Source organism: Aquirufa sp. HETE-40SA (assembly GCF_054558635.1).
The window spans coordinates 132,198-154,468 of sequence record NZ_JBPXKN010000001.1 but is presented as its reverse complement, the minus strand read 5'-3'; the positions used below and the strand labels follow the sequence as shown (position 1 = coordinate 154,468).

At 40.7% G+C, this 22,271-nt stretch carries 17 protein-coding genes; 6 read left to right on the top strand and 11 right to left on the bottom strand.

Annotation, left to right across the window (positions count from 1 at the left end):
* Positions 1-8 precede the first annotated feature (8 nt).
* Positions 9-1,013: a tetraacyldisaccharide 4'-kinase gene (lpxK, locus tag ACRZ9O_RS00695; protein ID WP_459455393.1), complete on the bottom strand. Its 1,005-nt coding sequence runs from the start codon at positions 1,011-1,013 to the stop codon at positions 9-11.
* Between the two features lie 68 nt (positions 1,014-1,081).
* Here lpxK and ACRZ9O_RS00690 point away from each other — a divergent pair, with 68 nt between their 5' ends.
* The gene (locus ACRZ9O_RS00690; protein ID WP_459455391.1) at positions 1,082-2,131 is read left to right on the top strand and encodes an o-succinylbenzoate synthase; all 1,050 of its coding nucleotides are present in this window, start codon (positions 1,082-1,084) and stop codon (positions 2,129-2,131) included.
* 16 nt (positions 2,132-2,147) lie between these two features.
* Positions 2,148-2,546, top strand: coding sequence for a hypothetical protein (locus ACRZ9O_RS00685; protein ID WP_261345521.1), 399 nt, complete (start codon positions 2,148-2,150; stop codon positions 2,544-2,546).
* A 31-nt stretch (positions 2,547-2,577) separates the two neighbouring features.
* Here the strand turns inward: ACRZ9O_RS00685 and hemF are convergent, their stop codons facing one another.
* Genes hemF through ACRZ9O_RS00670 form a run of 3 tightly spaced genes read right to left on the bottom strand, consistent with a single transcriptional unit; the run spans position 2,578 to position 6,662 of the window.
* On the bottom strand, positions 2,578-3,459 hold the full coding sequence (gene hemF, locus ACRZ9O_RS00680; RefSeq protein ID WP_459455388.1) for an oxygen-dependent coproporphyrinogen oxidase: 882 nt from the start codon (positions 3,457-3,459) through the stop codon (positions 2,578-2,580).
* Between the two features lies 1 nt (position 3,460).
* On the bottom strand, positions 3,461-6,073 hold the full coding sequence (locus ACRZ9O_RS00675; protein ID WP_459455386.1) for a transglycosylase domain-containing protein: 2,613 nt from the start codon (positions 6,071-6,073) through the stop codon (positions 3,461-3,463).
* Position 6,074: 1 nt separating this feature from the next.
* Positions 6,075-6,662, bottom strand: coding sequence for a beta/alpha barrel domain-containing protein (locus ACRZ9O_RS00670; protein WP_459455384.1), 588 nt, complete (start codon positions 6,660-6,662; stop codon positions 6,075-6,077).
* A gap of 108 nt (positions 6,663-6,770) precedes the next feature.
* Between ACRZ9O_RS00670 and mnmA the strand changes: the two genes are divergently transcribed.
* The gene (mnmA, locus tag ACRZ9O_RS00665) at positions 6,771-7,913 is read left to right on the top strand and encodes a tRNA 2-thiouridine(34) synthase MnmA (protein ID WP_459455382.1); all 1,143 of its coding nucleotides are present in this window, start codon (positions 6,771-6,773) and stop codon (positions 7,911-7,913) included.
* Here mnmA and ACRZ9O_RS00660 read toward each other — a convergent pair.
* The 3 genes from ACRZ9O_RS00660 to ACRZ9O_RS00650 are packed head-to-tail and all read right to left on the bottom strand — an operon-like array spanning position 7,906 to position 13,429.
* Entirely contained in the window at positions 7,906-8,421 is a 516-nt protein-coding gene (locus ACRZ9O_RS00660) for a metallophosphoesterase family protein (RefSeq protein ID WP_459455379.1), read from the bottom strand. The genes mnmA and ACRZ9O_RS00660 overlap by 8 nt on opposite strands.
* Positions 8,422-9,387: a zinc dependent phospholipase C family protein gene (locus tag ACRZ9O_RS00655; RefSeq protein WP_459455377.1), complete on the bottom strand. Its 966-nt coding sequence runs from the start codon at positions 9,385-9,387 to the stop codon at positions 8,422-8,424.
* Position 9,388: 1 nt separating this feature from the next.
* Positions 9,389-13,429 carry a two-component regulator propeller domain-containing protein gene (locus ACRZ9O_RS00650; protein WP_459455375.1) on the bottom strand — a complete coding sequence of 1,347 codons (4,041 nt, stop codon included), beginning with the start codon at positions 13,427-13,429 and terminating at the stop codon, positions 9,389-9,391.
* Positions 13,430-13,528: 99 nt separating this feature from the next.
* Here ACRZ9O_RS00650 and ACRZ9O_RS00645 point away from each other — a divergent pair, with 99 nt between their 5' ends.
* Positions 13,529-14,602 (top strand): winged helix-turn-helix domain-containing protein, encoded by a 1,074-nt coding sequence (locus ACRZ9O_RS00645; protein WP_459455373.1) that lies wholly within the window; start codon positions 13,529-13,531, stop codon positions 14,600-14,602.
* A 31-nt stretch (positions 14,603-14,633) separates the two neighbouring features.
* Here ACRZ9O_RS00645 and queG read toward each other — a convergent pair whose 3' ends face one another.
* Complete coding sequence (gene queG / locus ACRZ9O_RS00640; protein WP_459455370.1) at positions 14,634-15,551, bottom strand: tRNA epoxyqueuosine(34) reductase QueG; 918 nt, start codon at positions 15,549-15,551, stop codon at positions 14,634-14,636.
* A 102-nt stretch (positions 15,552-15,653) separates the two neighbouring features.
* On the opposite strand from queG, the gene ACRZ9O_RS00635 reads away from it, so the two are divergent.
* Both ACRZ9O_RS00635 and dnaJ read left to right on the top strand, forming a co-directional pair.
* Entirely contained in the window at positions 15,654-16,163 is a 510-nt protein-coding gene (locus tag ACRZ9O_RS00635; RefSeq protein ID WP_459455368.1) for a nucleotide exchange factor GrpE, read from the top strand.
* Positions 16,164-16,169: 6 nt separating this feature from the next.
* Positions 16,170-17,333, top strand: a complete 1,164-nt coding sequence (dnaJ, locus tag ACRZ9O_RS00630) for a molecular chaperone DnaJ (RefSeq protein ID WP_459455366.1) — start codon at positions 16,170-16,172, stop codon at positions 17,331-17,333.
* A gap of 176 nt (positions 17,334-17,509) precedes the next feature.
* Here dnaJ and ACRZ9O_RS00625 read toward each other — a convergent pair whose 3' ends face one another.
* Genes ACRZ9O_RS00625 through ACRZ9O_RS00615 form a run of 3 tightly spaced genes read right to left on the bottom strand, consistent with a single transcriptional unit; the run spans position 17,510 to position 22,178 of the window.
* Positions 17,510-20,488: a DUF2723 domain-containing protein gene (locus ACRZ9O_RS00625; protein WP_459455364.1), complete on the bottom strand. Its 2,979-nt coding sequence runs from the start codon at positions 20,486-20,488 to the stop codon at positions 17,510-17,512.
* 8 nt (positions 20,489-20,496) lie between these two features.
* Positions 20,497-21,522: a phenylalanine--tRNA ligase subunit alpha gene (gene pheS / locus ACRZ9O_RS00620; RefSeq protein ID WP_459455362.1), complete on the bottom strand. Its 1,026-nt coding sequence runs from the start codon at positions 21,520-21,522 to the stop codon at positions 20,497-20,499.
* A gap of 8 nt (positions 21,523-21,530) precedes the next feature.
* A complete protein-coding gene (locus tag ACRZ9O_RS00615) occupies positions 21,531-22,178 on the bottom strand; it encodes a porin family protein (RefSeq protein ID WP_459455360.1) in 648 nt (215 codons plus the stop codon).
* Positions 22,179-22,271 lie beyond the last annotated feature (93 nt).

Genomic DNA, 22,271 nt, shown 5'->3' with positions numbered 1-22,271 from the left:
GCTGCAATTTAGTTTTTTCCCAACCAGTCCCAAAACTGTTCTTCTTGATCGATGAAATACATTTCCATCGGTAAATAGTAAAGATGATTCGCTAGATTAGGAAAGTATTCAATTTGAGTCTTTAAACGCACATAATCCTTGAAGGTCGTTAAATACCCTTCATCACCTGACATCATTTTGGCCTGCTGTTCTAATTCCAATAACTCGATTTCTGTAAAGCGGTGATGATCCCCATAACTTACTTGCTCCTGTACCTGACCTAAGCTCATCGCATAGTCAAAAAAGGGTACAGGATCTGCTATTCCAGCAAACAATGACCATTTAGTAGGTAAATGTTCTCGTGGTCCTTGTGGTTTCCCATAACGCACACCTGTATAAAAGATGGGCTTTTCCTGTTTTGTATTTCGTAAAACCCCTTGCGCAAAATTAGACTTCTGCTCCTTAGTAAGTATACTGGGACAACGTGTCACGATGACGGCATCTGCCCGTTTAATTCCTTTAGGAGACTCACGTAAACGCCCCTGAGGGAGTAAAGTATCTGAATAAAAAGGCTGAGAAAAGGTCGAACATACTAAATTAACAGCCCCTTTAATGGAACGGTGTTGAAAGGCATCGTCTAATAATAAGACATCCACCTCAGGCATTTGCTGAACTCCCTTTACCCGATCTTCACAAACGACTACCTGCAACTTTGGAAATAACGTTTTATAGGCCAAAGGTTCATCTCCCACCTCATCAGCCGTCGAATCGACTTTCACCTCCACCAAGCCCTTGGTTTTGCGCCCATAACCACGGCTCAAAACCCCCAATCGATCATCTGATCGCCAGTTTTGGACTAAATAAGTCACCAGAGGACTCTTACCCGTACCACCCACCGACAGATTTCCTACGACAATCACCCGAGGTTTATCAAACGAGGTAGAAGGCAGAATTCCCCAATCGAAGAGTTTATTTCGAACATAGGTAATTAAACCAAAAAGCAAGGAAGGAAGAAAGGTAATTATCTGCTTCATATAATAACCTTAAAGCTAAAAATAATACGGGAGGGCACAAAATCGATTAGAAAATAATAAATTGCATCATGTCTAAAATAAGCCTCCGATTTCATCCACATGAACTCCAATTTCATTTCGAAGCAGGCACTTCGCGCGGCGTTTTAACGAAAAAGAAATCGTATTTCGTTGAACTATCGGATGGAGTTCGAATCGGTTTAGGAGAAGCCGGTCCTTTATTGGGCTTGAGTCCCGAGTTTTCGGAAGATTGTTCTACCGCTTTCGAGAAAGCTTTAGCCCCTTTTCAAGGTTTAGCTTTACCAGTAGACATCCATGACTGGATCGCTGAAATCCCTTTCGATCAACCCTCCTTTCGATTTGCCTTAGAGACAGCCTACCATGATTTAAATAAGCCATTCACTAATGAATTCGCCATGGGTTCTGCAGCTATACCAATTAACGGTCTGATTTGGATGGGAACCGCTGATTTCATGCGGGAGCAAATCGAGCAAAAACTTCAACAAGGATATTCTTGCTTGAAGTTAAAAATAGGAGCCATTGATTTTGAGACTGAACTTTCACTCTTAAAAAGTATACGCTCTCGCTTCTCCGCTGAGGAGCTCACCTTACGAGTAGATGCAAATGGAGCTTTCACACCCGCTGAAGCACCTTTTAAACTTGAAAAATTAGCCTCCTATGACTTGCATTCCATCGAACAACCTATTAAAGCAGGCCAGCCCGAGGAAATGAGAAACCTTGTAGCCCAACAAATCCTTCCCATCGCCTTAGACGAGGAGCTGATAGGCATGAAGGACAAATCCATTGCTTCCTTCATAGATCCGGATTACATCATTCTTAAGCCCAGTTTTTTAGGGGGAATCCAAGCCACTCGAGATTGGATTGATTGGGCATCCGAAAAAGGGAAAGATTGGTGGATTACCTCTGCTTTGGAATCCAACATAGGTTTGCAAGCCATCGCCCAACTGACTGGAGATTACAACGTCCAAATACCCCAGGGATTAGGAACGGGGCTATTGTACACGAATAATTTCAGCTCTGGTTTATCTATCGAAAAAGGAAATATCAGTTTTGACCCATCATTTCCAAGGGAATCTCCTTTTCAAAACATATCTTTGTAAAAATTAAATGAATCCTATGAATACGATTGATGAGGCGATGATTGCCATCTTAGAAAAGCGATTAGAATTAAGCAAATTGAATTACTCGGATGATACCTACGATGATGTAGAGGAGATGCTACACGATTTGGAAGATGATTTCAATGAGAAATACGGAGATCAATTAGAGGATATCTTAGAAAAAGTACACTTAAAACACTGTCCTGAATCAGATGTTTTATTACCGACGGCCTATTTAGCGAAGAAATTCGTAGAAACGGCTGATGGAGAAATCGAAATCGGTAAAAAAGAAGGAGTAGAAGTAGAATGGATCGAAGATCCTGTGGCAAATGCCCGATTAGTTTTACTACCCGCTCCTACCCGCGTTTTATTAATGACGCCGAAGGGAATTGACATTGTCTGGGAAGCAGAATAATCAGAAAGGGGGATCAAAGATCCCCCTTTTTTTATATCCAGTCTATTCCTTTTTTCAATAGATCAAAGGTCGCTTGACCTTCCGGGAATACCTTCGGATCGTACATATACTCCCAAGCTGCCATCGGCGGCAAACTCATCAAGATCGATTCAGTCCGCCCATTTGTTTCTAAACCAAACTTCGTTCCTCTATCGTGTACTAAATTAAATTCTACGTAGCGTCCACGACGAATGTATTGAAACTCTTTTTCTGCCTGGGTAAATTCACGAGATGCATTCAATCGCATCAAATGACTGTATATTGGTTCAAAGGATTCACCTACCGCTTTGACAAACTCAAAAACCGTTTCTCTATCTCCTTTAATATAATCAAAGAAAATTCCTCCAATTCCACGTGTCTCTTCGCGGTGTGGACTATAGAAATAATCGTCCGCCCAAGTTTTGTATTTCGGATAATAGCTAGGATCAAAACGATCACAAACAGCTTTTAATTGTTCGTGAAACCACTTTGCTTGCTCTGGAATGATGATGTGAGGCGTTAAATCAATTCCTCCTCCAAACCAAAACTCCCCATTACTTAACTCAAAATACCGCACATTCATATGAATAATGGGTACCCAAGGATTTTCTGGGTGCATCACTATGGAAACCCCCGTGGCAAAGAATTCAACCTCCTCCGTTACATTCAGGCTAGTCACCATCTTAGGGTGCAATGGCCCTTCGACTGCAGAGAAATTTACTCCCCCTTTTTCTAAAATGGCTCCATTGGCTATCACTCGAGTTCTTCCACCACCACCCTCGGCACGTTTCCAGTTATCCTCTTTGAAAGAGGCACCTCCATCTGTCGCAGCTATTCCCGCACAAATTCTATCCTGTAAGCCTTGAAAATAGACTGAAATATCGTGTTTATTCATTTTACTGAGGAGAACCCGTCGAATCCGACGCGGTTGCATTATCTTCTAACAAGGCATTCATGGAGTCTAATTCCGCATCAGAAACTTGAAGTGAATCAGGCAAAGCGTAAGAACCATTCGAACAATCAAAATCTTTCCTTACAACGCGTCGATCCAACTTTTCAAATGGCTCAGGCTTGTACTGGGCTAACATCGGATCTTTGACCACTTTGATCATAAAGCGTTTAAAGATTGGCAAAGCCGTTTTAGAACCCTCACCTAAAGCACCCGTCCTAAAGTGAATGGACCGATCATCACCTCCTACCCAAACTCCCGAAATCAAATTATGTGACATTCCGATGAACCAGCCATCTGAGTGATTCGAAGTCGTACCGGTTTTTCCTGCGAAAACGCGCGCATATCTATTGTCTTTAGGCAATAAAATATCTCCCTCGCCATATAATAAAGAACTACCCGTGCCACTTTCATGAATTACCCCCTCGAGCATATAACGGACTAATTGGGCTGATTCCTTACGGATTACTTGCTCCATCGTGGGATCGAAACGTTGCAAAACCTTACCATTTTGATCTTGAATTTCTTGCACTAGCATCGGCTCTACGTGCATGCCCTCATTCACAAAAGCAGAATAAGCACCAATCATCTCGAATAAATTCACGTCGAATGAACCTAATCCAATAGAAGCGACCGCCTTTAATGGACTCTTGATTCCCATTTTCTTCGCATAAAACATCACGGTATCCGCTCCCACTTCATTGGTTAATCGGGCAGTAATTGAGTTAATACTTTGTCCTAAAGCTCGCTTAATGGGCATTTCTCTGCCAGAAAAACCACCGTTTGCATTACCTGGGCGCCACATTTCTTTTTCCCCTTTTGCATTTTCCACCTCGATCTCGAATGGCTCATCGCGCATCATATAGCATGGAGATAAATCCTTAGGTCCATCGATGGCAGAGGTATAAACGAATGGTTTAAATGTAGAACCAGGTTGTCGACGACCTTGCTTTACGTGATCGTACTTAAAGTATTTAAAATCTAAACCACCCACCCAAGCCTTGATGTGGCCCGTGAATGGATCCATCGTCATCATACCTGCCTGCAAGAATTTCTTATAATATTGAATCGAATCGTAGGCGCTCATTGTGCGTTTTTCTTCCCCCATCGAATTACGCGAATACACCCACATATCGCGCTTCACATCCTTCATATAGTGTTTGACAGAATCGGGGTTTTTAGGAAAACGAGCCGATAAATACTTATAATATTCTGTTCGTTTCGCCACTGTATCGATGAAACCAGGTATCTCCTGTCCATTTTCGCCTACCCATGGATTTTGATTTGCCCAGTGATTATCAAAATTCTTTTGCGTGGCACGCATCCCTTCTTCTACTGATTCCTCTGCATAGATCTGCATTTTCGAATCAATAGTTGTAATAATTTTCAATCCATCCCGATACAGATCTAATTCTATATCATTCTTCTCTGCCCATTCATTCAAGTATTTAGCCACTGCGACTTTAAAATAATTACCTGTTCCATCATAGGGAGATTCCTCATTTTCACGCAATTCAATTGGCATAACGGCGAGTGAATCGTAATCTGATTTGCGTAAGTAACCTGCCTTCACCATTTGGGCTAAAACAACATTACGACGCTTCCAAGCCTTGTTTTCTTGTAAAGGTTTCCCTTTGTATCGCTTCGGATTATACGTCGTTGTTGCTTTCTGTAAACCCACTAAAATAGCAGCTTCCTGAATATTCAAACTATCGGGCGATGTATTGAAATACGTCTTAGAGGCTACTTTAATTCCGTAGGCATTATTACCATAATCCACAGTGTTCAAATACCACAGAATAATCTCATCCTTCGTATAAAAACGCTCTAATTTGATGGCAGTGACCCATTCTTTGGACTTATAGATTAACTTATTTAATCCAGGTATATAGCCCAAAAGGCCTGTTTTCACAAACCCCTTCTTCGTTCTCGTCTTGAATAAATTCTTGGCTAATTGCTGTGAAATCGTACTTCCACCTCCCCGATCGCCGCCTTTTGCAATCCCTACTAATACGCCAGCCCAAGCTTGAAAATCAATCCCTGTATGCTCATAAAAACGCGCATCTTCTGTCGCCACTAAGGCCTTCACTAAGTAGGGTGAAATCTGATTAAAATCGCGAATTGGAGTTCTATTCTCTGCAAAAAACTTACCTAAAAGCACCCCATCAGCCGAATAAATCTCGGAAGCTTGGGATAATTTCGGATTCTGTAAATCATCCACACTTGGCATTTCTCCCGTTAGAAAGAAGAAATTTGTCTCAATGACTAACAAATAAATCAACACAAAGAGAGCTGATTTAGCAAAGAATTTATATCCTCGAACGATGGGCTTGTAGTAAGGGCTGGTCTTGTCTACTTTGGCATCATAAACGGCTTGAACCTTACGAACTTGCGTCTGTACAAATACTTGACCTAAAACAAGGTAACCAAGACAAAAACTATAGCCACGCTCGCCTAGTACTTTTTTCGCCACTGATAGCAACCATCGTCCTAAAACGGCCATTTTAGCTGAAATCGAGGCTTTCACCTGAGCGTATGTTTCCTTTACCTTAGTTAGCATATTAGTCGATTTCTAATTTTTCCAAGATACTCATTAAATCAGAAAAATCGCGAAAACCGGGACGGTCTTCTTTTCCTGCGGTTAAACCGATCCCCTGAATAGATGTTTGCTCAACCCATTCGTCTAAATCCTCTTCTGGAACATCCAAACCTAATATAATCGGATATTGCGCCGCCCAAATCTCAATCGAAGATTCCATTCCTTGCAACGATTCCGGACTATCTCCGGTGAGCAAAAAATGAGACACATAGGGTGCGGCAGACGCAAAAAGTGAAGGTAAATTATCCGTATCAATGTTTACGCGAACTATTTTAGGTAAATCGATGTCTTGAATTAATACTAAATTCACCTTCGAATCGATCTCAATTGCATCAGGTTGATGTGATGCGACTAAAGTTTTTATCTCCTCTGGTTTCAATCCAGCACATTCGCCTACAATCTGAACGCCAGCTAACCAATTTCGAATCTCCCTGAATTTCTCTAAAGGCATCGCTAACGGAAAACCCAACCACTCCACTCCCATTCCTGCACAATACCGCGCATCGGAGAGATTTTCAATCGAACTGACTTTCACTTTGGTTTTCAACATAGACGGGGTTCATACAATAAAGCAAAAATACGCTTTGTGCACGTATTTACAAAGATTAGCCTTAACTTGCGCTATAATTTCGTCAGGCATTGAACCTGAGCAGTAAATATGGAGAAAAAAGGACGCGTCTTAGTCGCTATGAGCGGCGGAATCGACAGCTCGGTCGCAGCTGTTTTATTACACGAACAAGGATATGAAGTCATCGGTATGACCATGAAAACATGGGATTACGCGAGCTCGGGTGGCGATAAAAAAGAAACAGGCTGTTGCTCGTTAGATTCTATCAATGATGCCCGTCACATTGCCGTTTCACTAGGTTTCCCCCATTATATTTTAGATATCAGAGAAGAATTTGGTGATTCTGTCATCGATTACTTCACGAACGAATACATCGAAGGCCGCACGCCTAACCCCTGTGTCATGTGCAACACCCACATCAAATGGGATGCTTTATTACGCCGTGCGGATCAATTAGGCTGCGAATTTATTGCGACAGGTCACTATGCTCAGATTCGTCAAGAGAATGGCCGTCATATTATTTCCAAAGGCGTAGATATCTTAAAGGACCAGAGTTATGTGCTTTGGGGCGTTTCACAAGAGAGTCTTGCCCGTACCATTTTACCTTTAGGCCACTTAACGAAGGCACGTATTCGAGAGATGGCAACCGAGAGAGGTTTCGTTGATTTAGTGAATAAATCGGAGAGCTACGAAATCTGTTTCGTGCCGGATAACGATTACCGTGGATTCTTGAAAAGACGCGTTCCTGAATTAGAACAGCAAGTAAAAGGAGGTAATTTCATCGATACGGAAGGAAAAATCATCGGTAAACACGAGGGTTATCCTTTTTATACGGTAGGCCAAAGAAAGGGCTTAGGAAAAGCTTTCGGCTATCCAGCCTTTGTGATTGAAATTCGCAAGGAGACAAACGAAGTCGTGATCGGAAAAGTGGAAGATTTAAACCGCACCGGAATGTGGGTAGGCCAATTGAATCTACAGAAATACTCAGAAATTCCTGCTGAGGGCATTGAAACCGTCACGAAAGTGCGTTATAAAGACGCAGGAACGGCTGGCCATGTAGAACAAGTGGGCAATCGCATTAAAGTAGATTTCGCCTTTGACGTTTCTGGAATTGCCCCAGGTCAAGCTGCTGTATTCTATGAAGGTGATGATGTCGTGGGTGGTGGTTGGATCTTAAAGTCTTACCATAAAGGCAGCGTCTTTGAAAATATCCAATCCTTCCAGACTACTTAATTTTTGTGTGAATGCGGGGCATTTGAATCAGCTCCATATCGAATATTCGCTTCCCGTCTATCTTAAACTGAAGGGCCGTTTGCTCCTGGTGAAAACCGTGCTGACCTGCCGCTCCCGGATTCAAAAACAACATCTGATTGCGATTTTGATCCCTTTTTACCTGAAGTATATGGGAATGACCACAGACAAAAATCATAGGTATACCCTTCGAAAAAGTCTCTAGCGCATCGGGTTTATAGGACGAGGGCGCGCCAGCTATGTGCGTCATGGCGACGGTAACTTGCTCGCAGGTAAAACGAGCGATTTTGGGAAACATATTCCGTATCGTTCGGTCATCGATATTCCCATATACACCATAAACGGGCTTCCCGAAACCCATCAACGTATCAGCCACCGCCACCGATCCCCAATCCCCACCATGCCAAATCTGATCACAAGCTTCCACATGTGGAATTAAGCGCGGATCTAAATAGCTGTGCGTATCAGAAATAACTAAAATTTGCTGCATTTACTTATGAAGAGAAATCAATTTACTCGTTGAAATCAATGTATTGGACCTCCATTGAGCCTTTTCAGCTTCAAAGGCTGCCTTCTTATCAGCAGAAATATCCTTCGTTACCCAAGTAGGCGAACCCGCATCTTTCCATGCTGAATACCAAAAAGAGGTCACACGATGTGACGATTGGATCATTCGATTTGGAATAGAAGTCCCTAATTTATCCCCATAGGCTTGAATAAACTCATCCGTATAATACCGCTGCATTTTACCATAACGCTCGACCATTTTGAAAGATTTTTCTTCCCCTAATGCCTTTCGAACCTCCGATTCAGCCTTGAACATTTCCGGCAGCATTGCGTGTGATTCTAACAAAATCTGAAAAATAAAATCCTGCGGTTTAGCTATGTATTCAGGCACTTTAGGGTAGTATAAAGCATAATTCTTTAATTGCGCTTCTGGAACAAGGGATTCCCAAAGCACGTGCATGCCTTTTTGATTCGTTAATTGACCGTCGTGATTTTTCGTGGTATGTAATGGAACGTGCGCATCCGCCACGTAGTGTCCTAAATCTGCGGCATAAAACAAGACCGAATCGCGTATCTCGTTTTTGAAAGCATTCACTAATCTGCCATAAACCCGATTCACTTCCCAGGGCACTAAACCTTCTTTTCGTAAACTATCAAAAGAATACTTTGCCACCGCTTGCTTGAAATCATGAGGAATATCCGTCCGGTAATTAGGGCCAAACACGTTCGCATCCATATCTAAATAATGTTTCGAATCCTCTGTCTTATCGTCTTTACGACGCACATCCGGACGAATGGATTGCTGAACGATGTAATCCTGGTTTGCATAGAAAAACAAACCTAAATCTGTAGGTAAGGGATAAATAGCAAGCTGCTGAAGCGTTTTATGAGCTAAAAAGCCCCAAGAAACTAAGAAACCGCAGACAAGAACGAGAGATAATTTGCGCATATTATTTTTTAGTAAGGAATGTTTTAGGAGCGAATCCATATTGTTTTTTAAAGGCACGCGTAAAATAAGCTGGGTCATTAAAGCCTACTTGGTAAGCTACCTCTGAAACGTTTAAGGAACCCTTTTCTAATAATATTCTGGCTTGCTGTAAACGTATCGAACGAATAAACTCGTTTCCAGCTAGCGAAGTTAACATTTTCAATTTACGGTAGAGTTGCATCTTGCTCATATCTAAGGCTTGCTCCAGATGCTCTACATCAAAATCAGCCTCATCTAAGTGCTCAATGACTAGTTGGGTGGCTTTTGAAAGGAACTCATCTTCAAAAACAGGCGTCTTTTGGAGGTCTTGATTTAGTACGGATTCTTGCCAGCTCTTGCGCATTCGCTCTTTTGCCTCTAATAATTTAGCTACCCTTAATTCCAAAATATCTGCATGGAATGGTTTAGAGATGAAATCATCTGCCCCTGACTGCATTCCTTCGATTTGGCTTTCTTGAGAGCTTTTAGAAGTTAAGATAACCAATGGTATATGACTCGTTTTCGAATTATTCCGAATTGCTTTACAAAGATTAACCCCTGACATACCTGGCATCATCCAATCCGTTATCACTATATCTGGTAAATAAGTCAAGGCCATATCTAAGCCAGTCTCTCCGCGATCCGCCTCTATCACTTGAAAGGTTCCTTCAAAAATCTCCCGAATAAAGGCACGCATTTCCGCGTGATCTTCTACGATTAAAAGTATTTGCTTTTCCTGGTGAATAAAGTCGACTTTTTGACTCTCTGAATCATTGACTGCTGGCAGATTTCTAGTTTTCACCCAAGCAGGATCAAATGCTTCCAGGGTCACGGGAAAATGTATTTTAAAATCTGATCCTGCCCCTAAATCACTTTGGACTTCAATCGATCCCTTATGCACTACCATTAATTCCTTGCAAAGAGATAAGCCCACACCAGTTCCCACGCGATCCATTTTCTCTGGAATTTGATAAAAACGGTCAAATATATGCTGAATATGATCTTGACTAATTCCTTTGCCGGTATCAGAAACATGAATCGTTACCCGATTAATCGATTCCTGAGACCCTTGGTACACTTTATGTAATTCTAATCGAATACCAATAATACCGTCCTCTGGAGTAAATTTAAAGGCATTTGATAAGAGATTACTAACGCATTTTTCAATAATGTCGGCATCATAATAGACCATCAGGGATTCAACCGGAGCCACCCACTTTAACCTGATCTGCTTTTGCTGCGCATAGGCTTCAAAACTTTGTTTAATCGTATGCAATTGACGCACTAAATCGTGCTTTTCAATTACTGGCAACACATTTCCTGATTCAATTTTAGATAAATCCAGCAGCTGATTGATGAGTCTCAGTAATTTTTGAGCATTTTGGTAAATCGAATTAATTTTTGTCTTCTGATCCTTATTTAAGCTCGTATTGGAGATGAAATATTTTTCTAATGGACTCGTAATTAAAGTCAGCGGTGTTCTTAACTCGTGAGAAATATTAGTGAAGAAATGCGTCTTAACTTGCTCCAATTCTTGAATCCGCTCCTTTTCTATCTCTTTTATTCGCAAATCGGTCCTGAATGCTTCACGTACCCTTACCTCCCGAATGAAGGCATAAATGCAAGCAGCTATAAATAGACCATAGAGAATATAGGCCCACCAAGTTCGGTACCAAGGAGGTAAAACCGTAATCTTTAACTCATAAGGATTTTCCGCCCAAACACCATCCGAATTACTTGCCTTTAATTTAAAGACATAGTCCCCAGGACTTAGGTTAGTATAGGTCGCTGAACGCTGGGTACCTACTAAATTCCACTCTTTTTCAAAACCTTCTAAGTAATAAGCATAGCGATTATTTTTAGGTCTTTGGTATTCCAAAGCCACAAAATCAAGACTAAATACCGATTGATCAGGTTGCAAAACCAAGTGTTTGGTCGATAAAATATCAACCGAAAGTGGGGATTTTTCATCTCCCACTTCCATATCCTGATTGAAGATTTTTAGTTTAGTAAAATACACTGGAGGGACATTCAATCGCATACGCAGGCTATCCGATTTCAAGTAATTTAGACCATTTACCCCTCCAAAAAACAACCAATTCTGGCTATTTTTGGCAATAGCATTTGTCATAAATTCCTTCCCTTGCAATCCATCCGCTTCTTCGAAATTGACAAATTTCAAGGTTCTTGCATCCATTTTTGAAATTCCTCCATTCGTGCTGAACCACAAATCCCCTTTAGCGTCCTCCACCATTCCACGCAAAGAATTACTAGCTAAACCATCTTTCACCGTAAATACTTTAAAACCCTTATCTGAGCCTAGGTATTGATTTAATCCTCCACCTTGGGTCATCACCCAAATGCGCCCTTGACGATCTTGGTAAATTTTATTGACGTGATTATAGCTTAAAGCACCACGCTCTGACGTTTTCTTATAAAGACGAATTTTTCGAGTAGCGATATCATATACATATAAGCCATACCCAATAGTACCCACCCAAATCTCCTTGCCATTCAACACTCGAATAGTAGCGATCGATTTATTAGCTAAATTCGATTTACTCAATTCAGGAAAAGGTACCCGGTATTCTTTCGTGTTCGGATTAAAAGCCACCACTCCCATCCCTGGAGTACCTAATAAAAATTCAGCATTATAGGGTTCAAGGGTATTAAAATTAGCCTCTCTGACCCCTGGCTTAAATGGATAATCCTTCAGCTGATGCTCCTTTGTAAATAAATTAATTCCCTTTCCCCATAATCCCACCCAAACCCCTCCATCGCCAGCCGGGTGAATAAAGTTCACATCATAGGTTTCTGTAGAGTTTAATTTATTACTTGACGCACTTTTCAGGAAATGTGTGACTAAGCCTGACTTATGATTGAAATAGGATAAACCCACATTACTTCCTACCCAAACACCTTTATCGCCATCTGCAAGCAAGGTACTTACCTTATTGCTCAATAATCCTTGTAAAGTGTTAGGCTTGTAACGAAGAACAGCAAAACGGGGCTTCTGAAAGAAAGAAATATTTAATCCGGCCTCCCAAGTTCCCACCCAGGTATTCTGATTTGAATCCGTAAATAAACTTATAATTGAATTAGAAGAGAGACCTAATTCTGGATCTGGATTCGAGGGTATATTAGTGTAGGAGCTAAAATCTTCACCATTTAGCTTATAGACCCCATTATCCGTACCAATCCAGAGGTTTTGTAATGCATCTTTAGCTAAGGAAGTAACGATATTTTGGCGAGATAAAGGATCGGAACTCTGGTAAAATACGACTTTAAATTTTTGAGTTTTGGGCGTAAACCGATAGATTCCTTTGCCGTCCGTACCCACTAAAATATCTCCATTATTCGTCTCAAACAGCGCTCGAACTCGATACGAATTCGCCCCAAATTGGTACGGAATAAAACTGCGAGGATTTAACTGAGATAGAAGATATCCCGTCCGTGTTCCCATCCAAACCGTGCCCGAAGTGTGCTTAAATAGTCGAACTACATCTTTCACTAATGGATTAGACCATTCCGATTCTGACTTAATTAATTGATTCGTCCGAATATCATAGACCAAATAACCCAAACCTAAAACAGCCACACCCATCCTATTTTTTCCTAAATTAAGAATACTTGGAATGGTAGAATTGGACATATCTTGCCCAGTTGGACCTTTGGTGAAACGCGTTATTTTACCAGTAGATAATTCTATTTTATTTAATCCAGAATTTCGAGTACCTACCCAAAGATTACCTAAATCGTCTTCCGAAAGCGAGAAGATTTCACTCGCACTCAGGGTTTTAGGATCGCTGGGATCATTGCGGTATATTTTGAAATTATGTCCATCATAACGATTCAAACCATCACCCGTCGCAAACCAAATAAATCCTTTTTTATCTTGTATAATCTTATAAACCGAACTTTGAGACAGACCTGACGCCGTACTCAAGCGTTCATAGCGCGTTTGCTTTTGGGCCTTTAAACTCAAAAAACTAAAGAATAACAGGAAGAAGATTTGCCTTTTCATTCGAATCTTAAAATTAGGGAATAATACCAGGAAATTGGACGGATTTGTCCTGAAATAAACGATTGCAAGAATTGTCCTTGTATTTGTAAGATACGTCCTATGCTTAACAAGGCCACCCACGTACATTTGACTCAAGAATTTTTCTTCGACATGAATAAAACATTTGTTTCATTTAACGTAAAGAATTCAGGAAATAAACTTCCTAAATACCAGCAATTAGTGAATTCACTTTTGCAGGATATTGAGATGGGAGAATTAAAACCTGGCGAGCGATTGCCGTCCATTAATGAGGCTTCGGAAGAATGCTATCTTTCTCGTGACACCGTGGAAAGAGCCTATACCGAGTTACATAAGATGGGTGCCATCACTTCCATTTTCCGCAAGGGATATTTCATTTCCGAGTCGCGATTGAAAGTAAAGACAAAAGTTCTTTTCTTGATCGGACGCATGACGGAAACAAACCAGACCCTATACAATGCTTTTTTAGATCATTTTGGCAAAAATGTGATGGTGGATATTTATACCTACCAATACAAGCCTAGAGAATTCAAAGAAATCATTGGGCAACAGCTCGGTAATTACCATTATTACCTGATTCAGCCGCATTTAATCGATGAGGATGAAGAAACGGTGAAGATTTTACAAAAAATAGCGGGGGATCGCTTGATTTTATTGGACCAAAATTTCGGAACTATCCGTCATTCCAGTCTCATCTGCCCTCCTAACCCCTCGCTAAAAAAGATTTTTAATACCCAAATAAACCTGTTTAATAAGTACCGCAGTCTTAATTTAGTGATGAGCGAAGACGAATACTTCGATCCTGAATTAATCAATGCGTGTAGTGAATTCTGCGAATCGAATTCATTGAAATTCCAAGTATTAGATGGCCTAGAAGAGGACGACTTTCAACAAAAGGAGATTTATTTCACTTTGTCTGACACCGATCTTTTCCAGGCTATCAAATACGCGGAGAAAAAGAACTGGACTTTAGGCTCAGATATTGGTATCATTTCCTTAAATGATCATCCATTTAAGGAAATTATTGCTGGAGGAATCACAGTGGTGAGTACTCATCCGGAGAAATTAGGCCAAAAAGCGGCCGAAATGATCCTCAATAATCAAAAGACGGTAGAGGTCATCGAACCTAGCCTGATTATACGAAATTCACTTTAGGGTTTTATTTTACCGGAAAAGGGCCGTGGTTTCACGGCCTCTTTTTTTTCACGTAATCGATGTTTCGTTGAATGCCCTTCAACTTCGTTCGTTTAATAGCAGAATACTGAAATAAGGTTTGAAAAACCTCTTCCGATAAGCCTTCCCAATCAATATCCTGTAGATTCGTATCAAATCTAGGCTCTACATGCGGCTTCGAAAAGCGATTCCAAGGGCACACATCTTGGCAAATATCACAACCAAAAATCCAGTTTTGAAAATCCCCCTGCAAACTCGCCGGCATCTGGTCCTTTAATTCAATCGTAAAATAGGAAATACATTTGCTTCCATCCACCACATAAGGCGTAATCGCCTCCGTGGGACAGGCATCGATGCAACGTGTGCAGGTACCGCAAAAGTCTTTAATAGGTCCATCTGGAGTCGCCTTTACATCAATGAGGAGCTCAGCTAGGAAATAAAAACTCCCCTTTTTCGGAATAATCAAATTCGCATTCTTCCCGATCCAACCTAACCCAGACTTCTTCGCCCACGCTTTCTCTAATACAGGGGCTGAATCCACGAACATTCGACCTGAAAACTCGCCTAAATCTTTTTTTAGTGCGTCCCAAAGATCCTGCATCTTATCTTTAATGACCCGGTGGTAATCTTCACCATAGGCATATTTCGAAATTTTGAAGTCTTTCACAGCGATTTCTTCTACCGGAAAATAATTGTAAACGAGGGAAACGACCGTTTGACAACCATCCACTAATTTCCGAGGATCCAGTCGTTTGTCAAAGTGATTCGCCATATAAGCCATTTCTCCGTGCTGATTTGAATTCAGCCAGGCCTCTAAATGAGGTGCATCTTCCTCCAGAAATCCCGCTTCTGAAATACCACAATAGGCAAAACCAAATTGCTGCGCTTTGGCCTTAATCAAACGTGAAATTTCTTCGGGACTTGTAGACATTTGTTTAAAATTACAAAGGTCATTTCATTTATGCCAAAGTGTCAGAAAATTGTTTTTGGTATCGAATTTGTAATAGGGAATTCGCAATCGTAATTTTGTACCATGAAAAAGAAAGAAAACGAACCAACGCCTGAGGAAGAAATTATCAATCAAGAAGTAGAAAACACGCAAGAAGCTGAAGAAACGGCACCTGTGGATGAATTAGCTGAGATGAAGGAGAAATACCTTCGACTGTATTCAGACTTCGAAAACTTCCGTAAACGTACGGCTAAAGAGAAAATAGAACTCATCCAAACCGCATCGGAACGTTTAATCGTTGACTTATTACCTGTCATTGATGACTACGAACGTGCTCTTGCGAATGCTCCTGAAGGAGAAATCTCCGAAGGCACTCAATTAATCTTCACTAAAATAGGGAACATTCTGCAATCCAAAGGGTTAAAAGAATTGCCGGCTAAAGGCGAAGTATTCGACGCAGAATTGCACGATTGCATCACGCAATTCCCAGCCCCCTCTGAAGAGGAAAAAGGCAAAGTGGTCGAAGTAGTTGAAAAAGGATATACACTGAATGAAAAAGTCATCCGCTTTGCGAAAGTGGTGGTCGGAAATTAATAGAAAATGGCTCAAAAAAGAGATTATTACGAAGTATTAGGTGTTTCAAAATCTGCGTCTGAGGACGAAATCAAGAAGGCTTACCGCAAAATGGCGGTGAAGTACCATCCTGATAAGAATCCGGATAACAAGGAGGCAGAAGATAAATTCAAAGAAGCAGCGGAAGCCTACGAGGTATTAAGTAATTCCCAAAAGAAAGCGCAATACGACCGTTTCGGTCACGCAGGAATGGGTGGCGCAGCGGGCGGTGGTTTTGGCGGTGGTGGCATGAATATGGAGGATATCTTCTCACAATTTGGAGATATTTTCGGTGGTGGCGACGATAGCCCATTCGGCAGCTTTTTCAATCAAGGTCGTAGCAGTGGCGGAAGGCGTCAACGTAAAGGAACAGACCTACGCATAAAGTTGAAGTTGAATTTAGAAGAGATCGCAAACGGTGTAGAAAAGAAAATCAAAGTAAAACGCCACGTCGCTTGTAAAACTTGCTCTGGAAACGGATCTAAAAACGGAACAGACCTAAAAACCTGCGGCACCTGCCAAGGCTCGGGTCAAGTACGTCAAGTGCAACAAACCATGTTAGGCCAGATGGTCACTTCCTCTACCTGCCCTCACTGTAGTGGAGAAGGAAAAACAATTGGCGCAAAATGTGGCGATTGCTTCGGAGAAGGCCGCGTATTAGAAGAAGAAATCATCCCAATCAAAATCCCAGCTGGAGTCTCTAATGACATGCAACTTTCCATGTCTGGAAAAGGAAACGTTCCTCCACGAGGTGGCGTAGCTGGTGATCTTTTGATCGTTATCGAAGAAGAAGCACACGAGCTATTACACCGGGACGGAAACAACGTGATCTACGATCTATACGTAAACTTCGTTGATGCTGCCTTAGGAACCTCTGTCGAAGTACCTACGATCAGTGGAAAAGCAAAGATTACTTTAGAAGCAGGAACCCAAAGTGGCAAAATACTTCGCTTAAAGGGCAAAGGCATCAAAGAACTAAACGGATATTCTATCGGGGATCAATTAGTTCACGTTAACATTTGGACACCTAAGCAGGTCAGCAAAGAAGAAATGGAATTACTAGAAAAACTACGCTCTTCTCCTAACTTCGAACCACAACCAGGGAAAGCGGAAAAAGGGTTTTTTCATAAGGTGAGGGATATGTTTTCATAGAAAGCTTCGCTTTTCTATGAAAACATAGAGTAGAGAGTAGAGAGTAGAGAGTAAAATATCTATTATCTATACTCTCTTATCTATAATCTAATAACTATAAACTCAGATAACAAAAAAGGGGCATTAGCCCCTTTTTTGTTATCCATATCTTTACTCTCTACTCTCTAATCTATTATTTACTGCAACCTAGCCATCTGCTTATTAAACTTCGCCTCTAGCGGTTGGTATTTCGCTGGGCTCACCTTGGAAGCTTTTAAAGCTGAAACGACAAGGTTCATTTCATAGATGGCAATTTGCACATCACGCTCGTGCGATCCGTATCTGCCATCTAAATAATAGTCTAATAGCTGATCATCACGATCTACGATTCGCTTGGCCATTTTCAACGCTGAAGCTGCATCACCTACGGTAATATAAAGCTCTACCATACTAGCTGAAAATTGATCATAAGGAATGACTTTATCCGGCATTTTTTGCTCCAAATAATCCAAAACTTTCTTCGCCTGAGGAAGATTTCCCTCACGAACTAATTGATCTGCTAAACGGTATACACTTAAGCGAGCCGTTACGGAAGGGATTCCTAAGTAGAAGTCACCGTGATAATAGATTTTGTCATTATCAAGGCCCCTCCAATACATCTTTTTCATGATGTTTTCTGACATGATCGTTGAATTCACATAGCCATCATTTGCTCCAGGAATCTTGAATGGCATTAAACGATACGCATATCCTTCTAATTGCATCGATTCTTTTAGACCTAAATACTGATCATTTGGCAAGGTAGATGCGAAGTAGATGGGGCGCTTCCAACCAGAGATTGCATTGTTAGAAATGATCTCTAATTGAATCAATTCGCCTTTGTAGATGTTGTGTGAGGGCAATTTCCAACCTAATACGGGTGACATATAAGGAACGAATTGCTTAGGGAACCAGCTTGTTTTTGCTACAGCAGCAATATCAACTGGAATGACCACCGAATCCGTTGGTAAGGTGTTGATGGATTCCCCTAATTGCGTTTGCTCTTGGATGGATGGGCTATCTTTATGTAATAGGTCTAAATAATCTGGTAAAGACATAGCGTCTAATCCCGGTTTTGGATTAAATAAGATCTGATCATTCACCCCTTCCATTAACTGATCCTTGGTTAATTGAATCGGTAAAGGTTGTGATTCGTAGGTCTTGCGCTTCATTTGGTCGATATACCAATCGGTTCCTAAGAGCGATAAATTACATACACGAACATCCGTTCTGAATCCTTCCACTTCTTGAACATACCACAATGGGAACGTATCATTATCGCCTCCTGTGAACAGAATGGCATTAGGCGCACAAGAATTCAATAGATTTTTTGCAAAATCGATTTGGTGATAACGGTCACTGCGATCATGATCATCCCAGTTTTGTTGTGCCAAAATCGCAGGAGCCGTCAAACCTAATAAGGTAACAATCGCCCATTTCGCTTTATCTGCTTTAACGAATTTTTGAATAAATTCTAAAATCTGCATGACGGCAAAACCAGCCCAGATGGACATAAAGTAGAACGAACCTACGAAGATGTAATCACGCTCACGAGGTTCTGTAGGCGGTGAATTTAAGTAAACCGTTAAGGCCACTCCCGTTAAGACAAACATCAAAATAGTCACTAATAGGTCCTTATCATTCTTGCGAAGCATATAGAAGAAACCTAAAAGGACAAAGATGATAGGCAAGAAGAAATAATTATTTCGTGCCTTATTATTGCGTAAAACATCAGGAAGCTTAGAGGTATCTTCAAAGGAATTAATTGCCCATGCATCTTGTAAATCGCTTTCACGACCCACAAAATTCCACAACAAATAACGCATATACATATGCCCTAACTGATGTGTAAAGAGGAATTCTAAGTTCTTACCAAAGCTTGGCTTCACCCCTTCTGGAATACCCAACATCTGTTGATATAACTTCACATGATTAGCTTGATTCGAATAGACACGTGGTAAAAGCATCATTTGGGACTTATCGTATTCATACACCGGTTTCTTCGTGTATTCAACGTATTTCCCATCTTTCATCTTGTAGATAGGTGTCTCTGCACCTTCTTTGTAACCCGTAACCTCGGCCGTATAAACAGGTCCGTAGATTAACGAACGCTCTCCATATTGTTCACGCTTTAGGTATTTCAAGAAGTTCAAGATATTGCTTGGATCATTCTCATTAATCGGAGTATTATATCCTGAACGTACTAAAGCTACCGTGTAGGTGGAATAGCCAATTAAAAGGAATACGAAGGAGAATAGTGCGACATTAAGTACCTCCTTGCCTTTGGCATACGAATAACGAATCCCAAAAACCACTGCAGCAATCAATAAAATCAAGAATACGATCGCTCCAGAACCATAAGAGAATCCTAACGTATTCACGAAGGTTAACTCAAATTGAAAGGCTAAGCTGGGCAATCCAGGGATAATACCTGAATTAATAATCCCTAAAATAAATAGCGCTATAAAAATAGAAACTACTCCTCCAGTTAACGTAGGCTTTTCATATCGTTTGAAATAATACAATAATCCCAAAGCTGGAAGCGTCACTAAATTCAATAAATGGACTCCAATCGATAAACCCACTAAATAGGCAATGAATAATATCCAACGATTCGATTCTGCACGATCCTCCACTAATTCCCATTTAAAAGCAGCCCAGACCACGATTGCCGTAAAGAAAGAAGACATAGCATACACCTCTGCTTCCACTGCTGAGAACCAAAATGTATCTGAAAACGTGTAAATCAATGATCCAACTACACCTGAAGCTAATAATCCAAAACGCTCGTTTGCATTCAAGTCCTCAAATGACTTTCTAATCATCTTGCGACCGATCATAACGATCGTCCAATGCAGGAATAAAATCGTAAAGGCACTGCTCAAGACGGATAACATGTTTACCCAATAGGCTACTTTCGTTACATCACCCAGGGCCAATAAAGAGAACATCCGTCCTAACAAAAGGAACAATGGTGCTCCTGGAGGGTGTGGTACTTGTAATTTATACGCACAAGCTATGAACTCTCCACAGTCCCAAAAAGAGGCCGTAGGTTCTACCGTCAAAGTATAGGTAATCAAGGCTATGAAGAAAACTCCCCAACCCGTCCAATTATTTAAGTTTTTAAAACTCCACATAGGTCAAATTAATTAAACTGTTTTAAGAAACGAACGTCATTCTCCGTAAATAAACGTAAGTCTTTGATCTGGTATTTTAACATCGTAATTCGCTCGATACCCATTCCAAAGGCAAAGCCATTGTACTTTTTCGAATCGATACCCACATTTTCTAAGACATTCGGATCCACCATTCCAGCTCCTGCAATTTCTACCCAACCAGCTCCTTTACAGACATTACAGCCATCACCTTTGCACAAAAGGCAGGTAATGTCCATTTCAGCACTAGGCTCTGTGAATGGGAAATAGGAAGGACGGAATCGTACTTTCGTATCTTTCCCAAACATCTCTTTGGCAAAATGATACAACGTATCTTTTAAATCTTTAAAGCTTACTTGCTCATCCACATACAGTCCTTCCACTTGATGAAAAAGGCAATGTGCACGCGCTGAAATCGCTTCATTACGATAAACACGACCCGGCATAACGGAGCGAATCGGAGGCTTTTGATGTTGCATTAATCGAATCTGCACGTTAGAGGTGTGCGTACGCAATAAAACATCATCTTGTATCTCCCCAGCCCCTTTCTCAATAAAAAATGTATCCTGCATTTCCCGCGCTGGGTGATTTGCAGGGAAATTTAAGGCAGTAAAATTATAGAAATCAGTTTCGATCTCGGGACCATCAGAAACAGAGAATCCCATCCGATTAAAAATCTCCAAAATACGTGCTCTCACCTTCGTCAACGGATGAAGGCTACCTTGTGAAATGGGGTTATATAATGTTAAATCAGAAGGGACTTCAAATCCTGCAGCATTTCCAGCAAAAGCCTCTTGTGCCTGCGCAAACTTAGCTTCAGCTGAATTCTTTAAACCATTTAAAGACTGACCTACCTCCCGGCGATTTTCTGCGGCTACATTTTTCAATTCGTCAAATAAAGAGGCTAAACGACTCTTTCGCCCAACAAACTGATTTCTAAAAGATTCTAATTCGCTTTCATTCGAAATGACAAAACTGTCAATTTCAGCCTGAATAGCCTTTATTTGTTCATTCATTTGTGTAATTATAAAATACGGAAACCTAGGGTTGCCTGGAAATAACTAGGTTTTTGAGAATAACTATAATTTGCAGGAAGGGCAATTGTATTACTTAATTCCGACATAGCACCTTCATAACGAACGTCTAAAGACAAGTTTAAAATGTCTATGCCAATTCCAGCTTGGTAAGAAAAGTTCGAACGATTGACAATTTCCTTCGAAGATCCAGAAAAATAGGTTTTTAATGCATTATCTGCCTTTGTATCCGCGCTTAAGCTGTAGGAAGCAACAGGACCAGCAGCCAGGCGTATCGGACCTAATTTTAGACCCACTAACACAGGAACATCAATTGTCCTTTGAGAAAATGAAACAATATCATTGGACTTTGTAATTGCGTTTAAGACATTAACCTCGTAATCTTTAGCAGCAAAATTAACTTCTGGCTGAATAAAAACTGATTTACCTATTCTTGCATAGGCACCTAAAAGGTATCCCGTTTTCATACTTAAAGTTTTACTCACATTAACTGAGTAATTTGCATCATAAGCAATAGATGAAAGATTTACTCCACCTTTAATACCCACCCTAAGATACTCAGAACTTTGAGCAGACAAATTAAAAGTAAATCCAGTGATTAATAGGAATAATAACAACAGTGGTTTTGGAGCTTTCATCTTTTGAGAGTTTTGATAATTAAATAGTAAAATTATCCTTTTTCAATCGAAAAAAAAGAAAAAACGAAATCAAAGCGTAAATTTGAACATAAA